The following is a 13,688-nucleotide window of genomic DNA, read 5'->3' on the forward strand; positions in this document are numbered from 1 at the left end:
AAGTCAGATGATGCGCGAGAAGCGCTCGCGCGTGCGGTCGGCCTGCAGGTAGCGGTCGAACACCATCGCGATGCCACGCACGAAGTACCAGCCCAGCGGCGTCACGTCGATGCCGCGCCCCTCCAGCCGCACCAGCCCCATCTCGGCCAGCGGCTGCAGCTGCTCGAGCTCCGGTGCGAAGTACTCCTCCATGCGGATCAGGTGCGCGAGATCGATCGACTCGAAGTCGACACGCCCCTGGCACATCAGCGCCATGATGACGGCACGGCGCACGAGGTCGTCGCGGCTGAGCGCCAGGCCGCGCTCGGTCGCGAACTGGCGCTGGCGCATCGCATCGTAGTATTGATCGAGCGTCTTGACGTTCTGGCTGTAGGTCGCACCGATGCGGCCGATCGCCGACACGCCCAGGCCGATCAGGTCGCAGTTGGGCTGCGTGCTGTAGCCTTGGAAGTTGCGGTGCAGCCGCCCCTGCCGCTTGGCCACCGCGAGCGAGTCGCTCGGCAGTGCGAAGTGGTCCATGCCGATGTACGTGTAACCGTGGCCGAGGAAGCCGCGGATCGCGGCACCGAGCATCGCGACGCGATCGGCCGCCGACGGCAGGTCGTGCGCGTCGATGCGCCGCTGCGGCTTGAAGCGCTGCGGCAGGTGCGCATAGGCGTAGAGCGCGATGCGGTCCGGGCGCAGCTCGCCAATCTGCGCGACGGTGCGCGCCAGCGAAGCCGGCGTCTGCTTCGGCAGGCCGTAGATCAGGTCGACGTTGGTCGACTCGAAGCCCAGCGCGCGGGCACTGGCCATCAGGTCGCGCACCATCTCGAACGACTGCACGCGGTGCACCGCCTTCTGCACCTCGGGGTCGAAGTCCTGCACGCCGAAGCTGATGCGGTTGAACCCCAGCCCGGCCAGGTGCCGCAGCCGCTCGTCGGTCACCGTGCGCGGATCGACCTCGATCGACACCTCGGCACCCGGCACGATGCGAAACGCCCGCCGCAGCGAGTCCATCACCGCGGCGATCTCGGCGTCGCTGAGGAAGGTCGGCGAGCCGCCGCCGAAGTGCAGCTGCGACACCGACTGCCGCGCGCCGAGTGCCTGCACGTGCAGGTCGATCTCGACGTCGAGCGCGGCGAGGTACTCCGCGGCGCGCTCGTGGTGGCGCGTGATGACCTTGTTGCACGCGCAGTAGTAGCACACCGACTCGCAGAACGGGATGTGCAGGTACACCGACAGCGGCGGCGTGCCGCCGACGGTGGCGCCCAGCGCACGCTGCTGCAGCGCCTGCGCGTACGCGGCCGGGCCGAAAGCCTCGACGAAGCGATCAGCGGTCGGGTACGAGGTGTAGCGCGGCCCGGGCTTGTCCAGACGCGCAAGCATCGCCTCCGTCAGCACCGGCGGCGCGACGTGCTCCTCGACCTTTGGGACATCCATCGTGAGCGCGACTGTGCCTGACCCGGGCGCCTGCGGCTTTGACCATCGTCAAGCCCAACGCGCCCGGGGTCTCGGCGGAAATCGAGGTGGTTGAGACATATCATGTGCCCAGGAAGTTCACGGCGGCGTCGCCCCTGCGGCCGCCGCCGGTGTCTTGCAGTCCTTGTCGACGACCAATCCATGACCACCCTGCCGCCGATCCGCCCCGAAGCGTTCAAGGTCGCCTGTTCGAGCTGCAACCTGCGCGAGCTGTGCCTGCCCGTCGGGTTGAACCGCGACGACCTCGAGCACCTCGACTCCCTCGTCGCGACGCGGCGCAGCGTCGCGCGCGGCGACACGCTGTTCCGCAGCGGCGATCCGTTCCAGTCGCTGTACGCCGTGCGCACCGGCTTCTTCAAGACCTGCGTGACGGCCGAGGACGGCCGCGATCAGGTCACCGGCTTCCAGATGGCCGGCGAGCTGCTCGGACTCGACGGCATCAGCACCGACCGCCACAGCGTCGACGCCGTGGCGCTCGAGGACTCGCAGGTCTGCGTGATCCCGTACCACGAACTGGAGACGCTGTCGCGCGAGTTCACGAACCTGCAGCACCAGTTCCACCGCATCATGAGCCGCGAGATCGTGCGCGATCACGGTGTGATGCTGCTGCTGGGCAGCATGCGCGCCGAGGAACGGCTCGCGGCCTTCCTGCTCAACCTCACGCAGCGGCTGCAGGCGCGCGGCTTCTCCGGCTCGTCGATGATCCTGCGCATGACGCGCGAGGAGATCGGCAGCTACCTCGGACTCAAGCTCGAAACGGTCAGCCGCACGTTCTCGAAGTTCCAGGAAGAAGGTCTGCTCGAGGTCAAGCAGCGGCAGATCCGCATCCTCGACGCAGCCGGCCTGCAGAAAATCGTCAACGGCGCGGCCTGCTGAGCGCACGGGCGGCTGTCGGCCCGGTCCGCTCCACGGCCGATCAGCTCACGCCGCGCGCATTGATCTCCTGGGCCGAACAGGTCAGCAGCTGGCTGATGAAGCCGGCTGCGGCGATCACGGCCCAGAAGATGAAGAAAGTCACCGTGTAGACGGCCAGCGCGGGCCACTCGATCGGCGCGCCGCCGAACCAGTGCAGGCTCAGCGGATCGACGACGGCGAAAACCAGCGTCTCCAGCACCCCCGCCATCAAAAAAGACGGCCATAGCACCGTCAGCAGGCGCTGCGCGCGGGCCGGCGGCTGGGCGGGCCGAGGGGCCTGCGGCGGCGTCACCGCATCCACGGGTCAGTCTCCTGCCGCGGCCGTGGCGGCGTGGTTGCGCGCCTGGATCGCCGGCGTCATCGCGTCGGGCGCGACCACCGACGTGCGGCCAGACCGCGCCGACGTGTCAAGAACCGGGTCGGCGCCGCGCACCGCGATGACGGCGGTGGCGATGCCGGCGACGACGACTGCCAGCGGCCCGCCGATCACGAGCCAGACCATGCCGACGCGCCACCACGGTGTCGGGGACTTCGCGATGGAAGAAGGGTTCATGTCGATGGGCTCCTGGCGGGATTCGGGCGGTGCCATGGGTGTCAGCGCGGCACGACGAAGGTCGATTTTTCCACCACGCGCGCGGCGGCGTCGCCGTCCTGCGCGATGCGCTCGATGCTGAACTCGAGCGGGTGTGCGCCCGGGCCCAGCGCCAGCGCGGTTTGCGGCGGCACGCGCACGCCAGCCGGCACCCAGCGTGCCTGCGCCGGGCCGATGCGCACGTCCTCGCCGACGTCGACGATGGCGCCGTCGAGGCCGCGCACGGTCACGACGTAGCGCTGCTCGCGCTCGGTCGCGTTCATGATCTGCAGGCGGTACACGTTCTCGATGTAGCCGTTGTCGACGAGCCGCGCGAGCGACGCGCGGTCGCGCACGACGTCGACCTTGAACGGGCTGCGCGTCAGGATGCTGGTGAACACGGCGCCCGCGACGATGACCAGCACCGCCGTGTAGACGAGCACGCGCGGACGGAACACGCGCCGCAGCATCTGCGCGCGCGTCCAGTGGTTCGCCATGCCGTTTTGTGTGGCATAGCGGATCAGCCCGCGCGGGTAGTGCATCTTGTCCATCACGCTGTTGCACACGTCGATGCACGCGGTGCAGGCGATGCACTCGTACTGCAGACCGTTGCGGATGTCGATGCCCGTCGGACACACCTGCACGCACAGCCCGCAGTCGATGCAGTGGCCGAGGTTGGCGGCCTTCAGGTCGGTCTTGCGCCCGCGCGTGCCGCGCGGCTCGCCGCGCTCGGCGTCGTAGCTGATGATCAGCGTGTCCTTGTCGAACATCGCGCTCTGGAAGCGCGCGTACGGGCACATGTACTTGCACACCTGCTCGCGCATGTACCCTGCGTTGCCGTAGGTCGCGAAGCCGTAGAACAGCACCCAGAACGTCTCCCACGGACCGAGCCCGAACGAGGCGATCGACGGCACGAGTTCGCGGATCGGCGTGAAGTAGCCGACGAACGTGATCCCGGTCCACAGGCCGATCGCGATCCAAGCCGCCTGCTTGGCCGCGAAGCGCCAGAGGCGGTCGAAGGTCCACGGACCCGCGTCGCGCTTCATGCGCTGCGCGCGGTCGCCCTCGATCTTGCGCTCGACCCACATGAAGATCTCGGTGTAGACCGTCTGCGGGCACGCGAAGCCGCACCACAGCCGCCCGGCGATCGCGGTGAACAGGAACAGCGAGTACGCCGAGATGACGAGCAGCGCCGTCAGGTAGATGAAGTCCTGCGGATACAGAACGAGGCCGAAGATGTAAAAGCGCCGCGCGCCGAGGTCGAACAGCACCGCCTGGCGCGCGTTCCACTCGAGCCACGGCAGCCCGTAGAAGACGAGCTGCGTCAGCCACACCAGCGCCCAGCGCCAGCCGGCGAACCAGCCACTGACGGCGCGCGCGTAGATGCGCTTTTGCTTCTGGTACAGCGACACCAGCTCGGCGGCGGCGTCCTTGCCGTCGCCGGGCGGGGTCGCGTCGCCGGTCGGCCCAGTGGCGGGCGGCGTGGCCGGCAAGGGAGTCGTACTGCTGCTCACGAGAAGAATTCCCCGCCGGCCGCAGCCGGCGCGCGAGACGTCAGGGCTGCTTGGCCACCTGGGTCGGTTGCGACAGGCGCCACACGTACGCACCGAGCACGTGGATCTGCTCGGGCGTCAGCAGGCGAGCCTGCGCAGGCATCGCGTTGTTGAAGCCGTTGTTGATCGCGCGCACGATGGCCTGCTCGCCCCAGCCGTGCAGCCAGACGTTGTTGGTCAGGTCGGGCGCACCCATCGCCTGGTTGCCCTTGCCGTCGGCGCCGTGGCAGGCCGCGCAGGCGGCGAACTTCGGCTGGCCGAGCTGCGCGTAGACCGGGTTGTGCGTGCTGCCCGACAGGCTCAGCACGTAGTGGGCGACGTTGCGTACGTCGTCGGCAGTACCGACTGCCGCGGCCATCGGCGGCATCACGCCGTTGCGCCCGTTGGTGATCGTCTCCTTGATCTGCTCGTGCGAACCGCCCCACATCCACTCGGCGTCGGTCAGGTTCGGGAAGCCAAGGCTGCCGCGCGCGTCGGAGCCGTGGCACTGCGCGCAGTTGTTCAGGAACAAGCGCTGCCCGATCTCCATCGCCTGGCTGTCCTTGGCCAGCTCCTCGGCCGACAGGTTCGCGAACCGGGCGTACACCGGCGCCATCGACGCTTCGAGCTTCGCGCGCTCCTTCTGGTACTGGTCGACCGACGACCAGTTCGCCGCGCCCTGGAAGCTGCCCAGGCCCGGGTACAGCGCGAGGTAGACCGCGCCGAAGATCACGGTGATCACGAACAGCCCCATCCACCAGCGCGGCAGCGGGTTGTTCATCTCGCGCAGGTCCTCGTCCCACACGTGGCCCGTCGTGTTGTCGCTGGCCATCACGCGGCGCTTGGCCGCTGCCAACAGCAAGACCAGGCAGGCGATGAGGCTGATGATCGTCACCGCCGCGACGAAGATCGACCAGCCGCTGTTGAAGAAATCACTCACGGCGACCTCCAGCATTCATGGGTTCTTCGGCCCGGGCCTTCCCACCCGGGGCAACCGCGCCGCTCTCGGCGGGGTCGCTGTCGAGAAAGGGCAATTGCGCAGCGGCATCGTGTGCCGGACGGCGCTTGGCGCTCCACGTCCACGCGACGAGCGCGAGGAACAGCACCAGGCCGGCCACCGTCACGAGGCTGCGCCAGTCGTTGATGTCCATTCGAGCCTCCCGCCGAACGTCACTTGACGTGCGTGCCGAGCACCTGCAGGTACGCGATCACGGCATCCATCTCGGTCTTGCCCTTGACCTCGTCGGCCGCCTTGGCGATCTCGTCGTCGCTGTACGGCACGCCCACGCGGCGCAGCGCCGTCATGCGCGCGGCCATCGACGACCCGTCGACGGTGGCCTTGGCCAGCCACGGGTACGCCGGCATGTTCGACTCGGGCACGAGGTCGCGCGGGTTCGTCAGGTGCACGCGGTGCCACTCGTCGCTGTAGCGACCGCCCACGCGCGCGAGGTCGGGCCCGGTGCGCTTGCTGCCCCACTGGAACGGGTGGTCGTAGACGAACTCGCCGGCCAGCGAGTAGTGGCCGTAGCGCAGCGTCTCGGCGCGGAACGGCCGCACCATCTGCGAGTGGCAGTTGTAGCAGCCCTCGCGGATGTAGACGTCGCGCCCGGCGAGCTGCAGCGCGGTGTAGGGCTTGAGCCCTTCGACCGGCTGCGTCGTCGACTTCTGGAAGAACAGCGGGACGATCTCGACGATGCCGCCGATCGCGACCGTGATCAGGATCAGCACGATCATCAGGAAGTTGCTGGTCTCGATCTTCTCGTGACCGCTGGGTGCCGCATGTTGTGCCATGGTGTTGTCCTCCTCGTGCGACCGCTCAGGCGTGGGCCGGCAGCGGCACCGGGGCCACTGCGGGCTTGCTGCTGCGCACGGTCATGTAGACGTTCCACGCCATGATCAGCATGCCGGTCAGGTACAGCAGGCCGCCGCCGAGGCGGATCACGTAGAACGGATACGTGGCCTTGACGCTCTCGACGAAGCTGTAGACCAGCGTGCCGTCGGGGTTGACCGCACGCCACATCAGGCCCTGCATCACGCCGGCGATCCACATCGCGGCGATGTACAGCACGATGCCGATCGTCGCGATCCAGAAGTGCAGCTCGATCGCCTTCGGGCTGTACATGCTCTTCTTGCCGTACATGCGCGGGATCAGGTGGTACATCGCGCCGATCGAGATCAGGCCCACCCAGCCGAGCGCGCCGCTGTGCACGTGGCCCACCGTCCAGTCGGTGTAGTGGCTCAGCGCGTTGACCGTCTTGATCGACATCATCGGCCCTTCGAAGGTCGACATGCCGTAGAACGACAGTGAGACGATCAGGAACTTCAGGATCGGGTCGTCACGCAGCTTGTGCCACGCACCCGACAGCGTCATGATGCCGTTGATCATGCCGCCCCAACTGGGGGCCAGCAGCACGAGCGAGAACACCATGCCCAGCGACTGCGCCCAGTCGGGCAGCGCGGTGTAGTGCAGGTGGTGCGGGCCCGCCCACATGTACGTGAAGATCAGCGCCCAGAAGTGCACGATCGACAGCCGGTAGCTGTAGACCGGGCGCTCGGCCTGCTTCGGGATGTAGTAGTACATCATCCCGAGGAAGCCGGCGGTCAGGAAGAAGCCCACCGCGTTGTGGCCGTACCACCACTGGATCATCGCGTCCTGCACGCCGGCGTAGGCCGAATAGCTCTTCAGCGCGCCCCACGGCATCGAGATGTTGTTGACGATGTGCAGCAGCGCCACCGCGATGATGAAAGCGCCGAAGAACCAGTTCGCCACGTAGATGTGGCGCACCTTGCGCATGCCGATCGTGCCGAAGAAGACGATCGCGTACGCGACCCACACGACGGCGATCGCGATGTCGATCGGCCACTCGAGCTCGGCGTACTCCTTGGCCTGTGTGAAGCCCAGCGGCAGCGTGATCGCCGCCGCGACGATGATCGCCTGCCAGCCCCAGAACGTGAACTTGGCCAGCGCCGGCAGGAACAGCGGCGTCTGACAGGTGCGCTGCACGACGTGGTAGCTGGTCGCGAACAGCGCACAGCCGCCGAAGGCGAAGATCACCGCGTTGGTGTGCAGTGGACGCAGCCGGCCGTAGCTCAGCCACGGGATGCCAAAGTTCAGCTCGGGCCACGCGAGCTGGGCGGCGATGATCACCCCCACCAGCATGCCGACCACGCCCCACACCACGGTCATGAGCGCGAACGCGCGCACGACCCAGTCGTCGTATACGGCCCCCGACGAGGACTTGGCCCCGCTCATGGCCGCGGTTGCAGCAATCGCCATCCGAACTCTCCTTCCTACGCGATGACCTGTTTCAGGTTGTGCGGGATTTTTCGGGCGAGTCGGCCGACGGGGATTGATCGTCGTCAACCGTGTATGACTCGCCACGCAAAATGCGTTGTCCTTCGTCCTCGAGGTCGTCGAACTGCCCGTTGTGCAGCGCCCAGCCGAACACGGCGATGATGGCCAGCACCAGCACGGCCGACAGCGGGATCAGCAGGTACAGGATGTCCACGCGGGATGCTCGGCCGTCAGGGGCGTGTCAGTCGCGCGCCAGGCGCATCGAGTTGCCGACGACGAGCAGCGAGCTCAGCGCCATGCCCAGCCCCGCGGCCCACGGCGGCAGCCAGCCGGCCAGCGCGAGCGGGATGCTCAGCGCGTTGTAGGCCGCGGCCCACACGATGTTCTGGCGCACGACGCGCAGCGTGCGCTGCGCCAGGCGGCGCGCGTGCGCGATGCTCGCGAGCCGGTTGCCGACGACGATCGCATCGGCCGTCGCGCGCGCGACGAGCGCACCCTGCCCCATCGCGAACGCGACGTCGGCCTGCGCCAGCACCGGCGCGTCGTTGACGCCGTCGCCGACCATCGCGACGCGCACGCCGTCGGCCTGCGCGGCGCGCACCGCGGCGAGCTTGTCCTCCGGCGTGGCGGCCGCCTGCACCGGCAGCGGCGCGCCGGCGGCAGCCAGCCGCGCGGCCAGCCGCTCGACGCGCGATGCCGCGTCGCCCGACAGCAGCCTCACGTCGACACCCTGCGCGCGCAACTCGCGCAGCGTCTCGACGGCGTCGGCGCGCAGCCGCTCGTCGAACGCGAAGCCCAGCCACGCCTGCCCGTCGGGGCCGAAAGCCAGCCGCAGCTCGTCGCCGAACGCCGCATCGCCCTGCGCGGCGCCGACCCAGTCGGGCCGGCCGAGCTTCCACGTGCGCCCGTGCGCATCGACACCCGATAGGCCGAGGCCCGGCACCTCGCGCACGTCGTGCCACGCGGCGGTGTCGGCGGCGGGCGTCGCTGCCGCGAGCGCACGCGCCAGTGGGTGTGTCGAGCGCGACGCGAGCGCCGCCGCGCGGCGCTGCAGCTCATTGAGCGCGTCTTGCGCTGCCAGCGTCGTCGGCAGCGCCGACAGCGGCCGCACTGCGGCGAGTTCGAGCCGATCCTCCGTCAGCGTGCCGGTCTTGTCGACGAACAGGCGGCGTACCTGTGCCAGCGGCTCGAGCGCGTCGAGGCGCGCGATCAGCACGCCGCGGCGCGCGAGCGCGCCTGCCGCGGCCGTCATCGCCGACGGCGCGGCCAGCGACAGCGCGCACGGGCACGTGACGATCAGCACCGACACGGCGACCCACACCGCGCGCTCGGGGTCGATCACGCTCCACGCCGCCGCCGCGCCGCCGGCCAGCAGCAGCACGATCCACAGGAACGGCGTCGCCCAGCGGTCGGCGATGCGCGCGAGCGCGGGGCGCTGCGTCAGCGCCTGCTGCATCAGCGCGACGATCGCCTGGTAGCGCGTGTCGGCGCCGACGCGCTCGACGCGCAGCCGCACCGGCGCACCGACGTTGACGCTGCCGGCCACCACCGTGTCGCCCGCCGCCTTCGCCACCGGCTCCGACTCGCCGGTCAGCAGCGCCTCGTCGGCCGCGGTGGGCCCCTCGAGCAGCACGCCGTCGGCCGGGAACGGCTCGCCCAGCGGCACCTGCACACGGTCGCCGGGACGCAGCGCGTCGACGTCGACGCGTTCGACCCCACCCGCGTCGGTGCAGCGCCACGCAGTGCGCGGCATCGCGGCCAGTGCCGCCTCCAGCGTCGCCGCGGCGCGGTGGCGCGCACGCATCTCGAGCCAGCGCCCGGCGAGCAGGAACGCGACGAACATCGTCAGCGAGTCGAAGTAGACCTCGTGGCCGAACACGCCGCCGGGCGCGAACGTCGCGCCGGTGCTGGCGACGAAGGTCACCGCGACGCCGAGCGCGACCGGCACGTCCATCCCGATGCGCCGCGTGCGCACGCTGCGCCACGCGCCGGCGAAGAACGGCGCCGCCGACAACCACACGACGGGAATGCTCAGCACCCACGCGCCCCAGTTGAGCAGCTGGCGCAGGTCGTCGGGCAACTCGCCGGGCGCGGCGATGTAGCTCGGCCACGCGAGCATCATCACCTGCATCATGCAGAACCACGCGACGAACAGCCGCCACAGCGCCTGCCGTGCCTCGGCGCGGCGCATCGCGTGCGCCGGCGCGGCGGCGTCGGGCGCGGCGTCGTAGCCGGCGCGGCGCACCGCGGCGACCAGGTCGGCCACGCTCGCGCGCCGCGGGTCCCAGCGCACCGTCGCGCGCTCGGCGGCGGCGCTGACGCGCGCCTCGCCGACACCGTCGACCTGCTGCAGCGCCGCCTCGATCGTGCCCGCACACGCCGCGCAGTACATGCCCGCGATGCGCAGCGTCGCCTGCCCCGGCAGGTCGCCCGCCAGCGCCGGCGGCGCCGCGCCGGAAGACACGGCGTCGGCGGTCATCGCGGCGGCAAGGGAGGTCATCGGGTAGGCGTCGGGTCCGGGTGCGGAGACCGGACGGTCGATAATCTAGCGCGCGCGTCCCCGATCGGCATGATCTACATCAAGGCCAGCACAACCTCCCCCGGCGCAGCGGCCTGGTTCGCCGCCGTCGCGCTCGTCCTCGCCCTCGTCGCGGGCGGCGTTGCGCACGCGCAGGAGCCGCAGCGCCTGCCGACGGTGACGCTGCGCGCCGGCATGCACAACATCGTCGCGATGGTCGCGCGCACGCCCGAGCAGCGCGCGGTGGGCCTGATGCACCGGCGCGAGATGGCCACGCACGAGGGCATGCTGTTCGTGTTCGAGCAGCCGGCGGTGCAGTGCTTCTGGATGAAGAACACGCTGCTGCCGCTGTCGATCGCCTTCATCGCCGACGACGGCACCATCGTCAACCTGGCCGACATGCAGCCGCAGTCGCTCGACTCGCACTGCTCCTCCAAGCCGGTGCGCTACGCGCTCGAGATGAACCACGGCTGGTTCGCGCGTCGCGCCGTGGGCCCGGGCTTCCGCCTCGCGGGCGGGCCGTTCGGCAACTGACGCCGACGCGGCGTCGCGACCGTTCAGGCCGCGAGCTGCACCGTGAAGCGCATGCCCGGCACCTGCGGGCGACTCGCGGCTTCAATGCGACCGCCGAGCCGCTCGACGATCTCGCGCGCGATCGTCAGCCCCAGGCCGGTGCCGCCGTCGTTGCGCAGGTCGGCGCGCTCGCCGCGCCAGAACGGCTCGAACAGCTTCGGCAGGTGCTCGGGCGGCACGCCGGGGCCGTCGTCCTCGACGACGACTTCGGCACCGCCCGCGGGCAGCGGCCGCACGCGCAGCAGCACGTGCTCGCCGCCGTAGCGCCGCGCGTTGTCGAGCAGGTTGATCACCGCCTCGCCGAGCCACAGCGGGTGCGCGCGCGCGACCACCGGCTCGCCCGGCGCGTCGAGCTCGAGCGTGCGTCCTTCGCGCAGGCCCTGCAGCACGAGCGGCTCGGCCGCCTCGCGCAGCAGTGGCACGATGTCCAGCGACGCCTGCTCGCCGTTGACGCCCAGCGCGGTCTCGGAGCGCGCCAGGCTCAGCAGCTGGCCGATCAGCCGGTTCATCCGCTGCGTCGTCGCGTCGACCTGCTGCAGCAGCGGCGCCCAGCCGGCCGCGGTGGCCCCGGCGTCGGCCGCGAGCTCGCGCTGCAGCTCCTGTGCGAGCACGCGCAACCCCGCGACCGGCGTGCGCAGCTGGTGCGCGGCATCGGCGACGAAGCGCCGCTGCAGCTGCGCGGCGTGCTGCATGTCGGCCATCAGCATGTTGATGCGCTCGATCAGCGGCACCGCCTCGGCCGGCATACGCTCGAGCGGCAGCGGCTGCCAGTCGCTGCTGGCGCGGGCGGCAACGTCGCTGGCGACGTCGCGCAGCGGCTGCAGCCCGCGCCGCACGCCCCAGGCGATCAGCGCGATCGACAGCAGACTGAGTCCGACGCCGGGCAGCAACACGCCGAGCAGGATGCGCCGCTGCAACTGCGCGCGCTTGCCGGTCGTCTCGACGACGACGATCGACACCGTGCGGTCGAGCATCGGTGACTTGATCGAGAACACGGCACCGCGCACCGGTTCGCCGCGGTAGACGCCGTCGAACAGCAGCGGGGCCTCGTAGGCGCGGTCGCGCTCGGGCGGCGCGGGCACGAGGATGTCGCCGGCGAGCATGTTGCCCTCGACGTCCTGCATCGCGAACGCGATGCGGTCGTCGCGGTCCCAGGTCAGGATTTCCATCGCCTGGCGCGTGACGTCGAGCAGCGGGCCCCGCTCGGTCCACATCACCTTGGCCGCGAGCGCCGAGGCCTGGTCCTGCAGGCCGCGGTCGAACGCGTCGTCGACGCTGCTGCGCGCGAGCCGGTAGGCGCCGGCGCCGGCGAGCAGGCCGCCGACCAGCCAGATCCACAGCAGCGGCGTGAGCAGCTGCGCGCGCAGGCTCGGCCCGTGGCGCGGCGGCGCGTCGGGCGCGGGCGCCGTCATCGCGTCACGCGGCGGCCGCCGGCGCGCACTCCAACACGTAGCCGAAGCCGCGCACCGTCTTGATCACGACGCCGAGGTCGGCGAAGCGCTTGCGCAGCCGGTGCACGTAAACCTCGACCGAGTTCTCGCTGAAATCGGCCTCCCAGCTCGACAGCGTCGCGACGATGCTGTCCTTCGGCACGACGCGGCCGGCCTTGTGCATCAGCAGCTCGGTCAGCGCCAGCTCGCGCGGGCTCATGTGCACGCGCTGCCCGCGCCAGCGCAGCTCGCGCTGCGTCAGGTCAAGCTCGAGCTCGCCCAGCGTCAGGCGCTCGGACAGTCGCCCGTCGGCACGGCACTTGAGTGCGCGCACGCGCGCGACGAGCTCGGCAATGTCGAACGGCTTGACGAGGTAGTCGTCGGCGCCGGCATTCAGGCCCTCGACGCGGTCGCCGAGTTCGTCGCGCGCCGTCAGCAGCAGCACCGGAACGCGCGCGCCGCGTGCGCGCCAGTGGCGCAGCACGTCCATGCCGTCGCAGCCGGACAGCCCCAAGTCGAGCACCGCGACGTCGTACACCCCGACGTCGCCGGCCGCCAGCGCCGGGCGCCCGTCGTGCAGCACGTCGACGCTCCAGCCCTCGCGCTCGAAGGCGCGCCCCACGCCGAGGCTCAGCGCGGGGTCGTCCTCGACGAGCAGGATGCGCATCCGGGCCGCGGCGCGGGCGCCGGCGCTCAGGCGAAGTTCTTCTGCGCGAAGTCCCAGTTGACCAGCTTGTCGAGGAAGGTCTCGACGAACTTCTGGCGCAGGTTGCGGTAGTCGATGTAGTAGGCGTGCTCCCACACGTCGACCGTCAGCAGCGCCTTGTCGGCGGTGGTCAGCGGCGTGCCGGCCGCCCCGGTGTTGACGATGTCGACACTGCCGTCGGGCTTCTTGACGAGCCACGTCCAGCCCGAGCCGAAATTGCCGACCGCGCTCTTGACGAACGCCTCCTTGAACGCCGCGTAGCTGCCCCACTTGGCATTGATCGCCGCGGCCAGCGCGCCGGTGGGCTCGCCGCCGCCGCCCGGCTTCATGCAGTTCCAGAAGAAGGTGTGGTTCCACACCTGCGCGGCGTTGTTGTAGACCGGGCTCGGGTTGGGCGCCTTGCGCACGATGTCCTCGAGCGACATCGACTCGTACTCGGTGCCCTTCTGCAGGTTGTTGAGGTTGACGACGTAGGCGTTGTGGTGCTTGCCGTGGTGGTACTCGAGCGTCTCGCGGCTGTAGTGCGGCGCGAGGGCGTCGATCGGGTACGGCAGGGGCGGCAGCGTGTGTTCCATGGTTCGGTCCTCGGTTCGTTGGGGCGCCGCGTGCGGCGCGGCGACGACGCTAGCAGTGACGCGGCGCGATTGTAGGCAGCGGCCGGTGCGCGGCCACGCCGCGGTGCGATGG

15 protein-coding genes are annotated in these 13,688 nt (G+C 70.4%); 2 read left to right on the forward strand and 13 right to left on the reverse strand.

Annotated features, from left to right (window positions below; translation table 11 throughout):
* Nucleotides 1–3 precede the first annotated feature (3 nt).
* A complete protein-coding gene (gene hemN / locus DRV96_RS03025) occupies nucleotides 4–1,422 on the reverse strand; it encodes an oxygen-independent coproporphyrinogen III oxidase (RefSeq protein ID WP_119287600.1) in 1,419 nt (472 codons plus the stop codon).
* Between the two features lie 180 nt (nucleotides 1,423–1,602).
* Here hemN and fnr point away from each other — a divergent pair, with 180 nt between their 5' ends.
* The gene (gene fnr, locus DRV96_RS03030; protein ID WP_119287602.1) at nucleotides 1,603–2,337 is read left to right on the forward strand and encodes a fumarate/nitrate reduction transcriptional regulator Fnr; all 735 of its coding nucleotides are present in this window, start codon (nucleotides 1,603–1,605) and stop codon (nucleotides 2,335–2,337) included.
* 40 nt (nucleotides 2,338–2,377) lie between these two features.
* Here fnr and DRV96_RS03035 read toward each other — a convergent pair whose 3' ends face one another.
* From DRV96_RS03035 to DRV96_RS03075, 9 genes are read right to left on the reverse strand one after another with little or no spacing between them, the layout of a single operon-like run.
* On the reverse strand, nucleotides 2,378–2,677 hold the full coding sequence (locus DRV96_RS03035) for a hypothetical protein (RefSeq protein ID WP_235823254.1): 300 nt from the start codon (nucleotides 2,675–2,677) through the stop codon (nucleotides 2,378–2,380).
* 3 nt (nucleotides 2,678–2,680) lie between these two features.
* Nucleotides 2,681–2,929: a nitrogen fixation protein FixH gene (locus DRV96_RS03040; RefSeq protein WP_119287788.1), complete on the reverse strand. Its 249-nt coding sequence runs from the start codon at nucleotides 2,927–2,929 to the stop codon at nucleotides 2,681–2,683.
* Between the two features lie 41 nt (nucleotides 2,930–2,970).
* Nucleotides 2,971–4,461, reverse strand: a complete 1,491-nt coding sequence (gene ccoG, locus DRV96_RS03045) for a cytochrome c oxidase accessory protein CcoG (protein WP_419187032.1) — start codon at nucleotides 4,459–4,461, stop codon at nucleotides 2,971–2,973.
* A 40-nt stretch (nucleotides 4,462–4,501) separates the two neighbouring features.
* A complete protein-coding gene (ccoP, locus tag DRV96_RS03050; protein WP_119287792.1) occupies nucleotides 4,502–5,419 on the reverse strand; it encodes a cytochrome-c oxidase, cbb3-type subunit III in 918 nt (305 codons plus the stop codon).
* Nucleotides 5,412–5,630 (reverse strand): cbb3-type cytochrome oxidase subunit 3, encoded by a 219-nt coding sequence (locus DRV96_RS03055; protein WP_119287608.1) that lies wholly within the window; start codon nucleotides 5,628–5,630, stop codon nucleotides 5,412–5,414. Before DRV96_RS03055 ends, ccoP begins: the two co-directional genes overlap by 8 nt.
* Nucleotides 5,631–5,649: 19 nt before the next feature.
* Nucleotides 5,650–6,270 carry a cytochrome-c oxidase, cbb3-type subunit II gene (gene ccoO, locus DRV96_RS03060; protein ID WP_119287610.1) on the reverse strand — a complete coding sequence of 207 codons (621 nt, stop codon included), beginning with the start codon at nucleotides 6,268–6,270 and terminating at the stop codon, nucleotides 5,650–5,652.
* A gap of 25 nt (nucleotides 6,271–6,295) precedes the next feature.
* Entirely contained in the window at nucleotides 6,296–7,732 is a 1,437-nt protein-coding gene (gene ccoN / locus DRV96_RS03065; protein WP_119287613.1) for a cytochrome-c oxidase, cbb3-type subunit I, read from the reverse strand.
* 55 nt (nucleotides 7,733–7,787) lie between these two features.
* On the reverse strand, nucleotides 7,788–7,988 hold the full coding sequence (gene ccoS, locus DRV96_RS03070; protein WP_119287615.1) for a cbb3-type cytochrome oxidase assembly protein CcoS: 201 nt from the start codon (nucleotides 7,986–7,988) through the stop codon (nucleotides 7,788–7,790).
* A gap of 27 nt (nucleotides 7,989–8,015) precedes the next feature.
* Nucleotides 8,016–10,274: a heavy metal translocating P-type ATPase gene (locus DRV96_RS03075; protein ID WP_119287617.1), complete on the reverse strand. Its 2,259-nt coding sequence runs from the start codon at nucleotides 10,272–10,274 to the stop codon at nucleotides 8,016–8,018.
* A 69-nt stretch (nucleotides 10,275–10,343) separates the two neighbouring features.
* On the opposite strand from DRV96_RS03075, the gene DRV96_RS03080 reads away from it, so the two are divergent.
* Entirely contained in the window at nucleotides 10,344–10,826 is a 483-nt protein-coding gene (locus tag DRV96_RS03080; protein WP_119287619.1) for a DUF192 domain-containing protein, read from the forward strand.
* Between the two features lie 23 nt (nucleotides 10,827–10,849).
* Here DRV96_RS03080 and DRV96_RS03085 read toward each other — a convergent pair whose 3' ends face one another.
* From DRV96_RS03085 to DRV96_RS18510, 3 genes are read right to left on the reverse strand one after another with little or no spacing between them, the layout of a single operon-like run.
* Complete coding sequence (locus DRV96_RS03085; protein ID WP_119287621.1) at nucleotides 10,850–12,277, reverse strand: sensor histidine kinase; 1,428 nt, start codon at nucleotides 12,275–12,277, stop codon at nucleotides 10,850–10,852.
* Nucleotides 12,278–12,281: 4 nt separating this feature from the next.
* Entirely contained in the window at nucleotides 12,282–12,962 is a 681-nt protein-coding gene (locus DRV96_RS03090; protein WP_119287623.1) for a response regulator, read from the reverse strand.
* Nucleotides 12,963–12,988: 26 nt separating this feature from the next.
* On the reverse strand, nucleotides 12,989–13,576 hold the full coding sequence (locus DRV96_RS18510; protein ID WP_235823255.1) for a superoxide dismutase: 588 nt from the start codon (nucleotides 13,574–13,576) through the stop codon (nucleotides 12,989–12,991).
* Nucleotides 13,577–13,688 lie beyond the last annotated feature (112 nt).

This window comes from Azohydromonas sediminis, from assembly GCF_003574675.1.
Classification (GTDB): Bacteria; Pseudomonadota; Gammaproteobacteria; order Burkholderiales; family Burkholderiaceae_C; genus Calidifontimicrobium; species Calidifontimicrobium sediminis.

Coding starts and splice junctions, on each gene's coding strand:
- hemN (WP_119287600.1), bottom strand. CDS start 1,422: ATGGATGTCCCAAAGGTCGAGGAGCACGTCGCGCCGCCGGTGCTGACG.
- fnr (WP_119287602.1), top strand. CDS start 1,603: ATGACCACCCTGCCGCCGATCCGCCCCGAAGCGTTCAAGGTCGCCTGT.
- DRV96_RS03040 (WP_119287788.1), bottom strand. CDS start 2,929: ATGAACCCTTCTTCCATCGCGAAGTCCCCGACACCGTGGTGGCGCGTC.
- DRV96_RS03055 (WP_119287608.1), bottom strand. CDS start 5,630: ATGGACATCAACGACTGGCGCAGCCTCGTGACGGTGGCCGGCCTGGTG.
- ccoO (WP_119287610.1), bottom strand. CDS start 6,270: ATGGCACAACATGCGGCACCCAGCGGTCACGAGAAGATCGAGACCAGC.
- ccoN (WP_119287613.1), bottom strand. CDS start 7,732: ATGAGCGGGGCCAAGTCCTCGTCGGGGGCCGTATACGACGACTGGGTC.
- DRV96_RS03075 (WP_119287617.1), bottom strand. CDS start 10,274: ATGACCTCCCTTGCCGCCGCGATGACCGCCGACGCCGTGTCTTCCGGC.
- DRV96_RS03080 (WP_119287619.1), top strand. CDS start 10,344: ATGATCTACATCAAGGCCAGCACAACCTCCCCCGGCGCAGCGGCCTGG.
- DRV96_RS03085 (WP_119287621.1), bottom strand. CDS start 12,277: ATGACGGCGCCCGCGCCCGACGCGCCGCCGCGCCACGGGCCGAGCCTG.
- DRV96_RS03090 (WP_119287623.1), bottom strand. CDS start 12,962: ATGCGCATCCTGCTCGTCGAGGACGACCCCGCGCTGAGCCTCGGCGTG.
- DRV96_RS18510 (WP_235823255.1), bottom strand. CDS start 13,576: ATGGAACACACGCTGCCGCCCCTGCCGTACCCGATCGACGCCCTCGCG.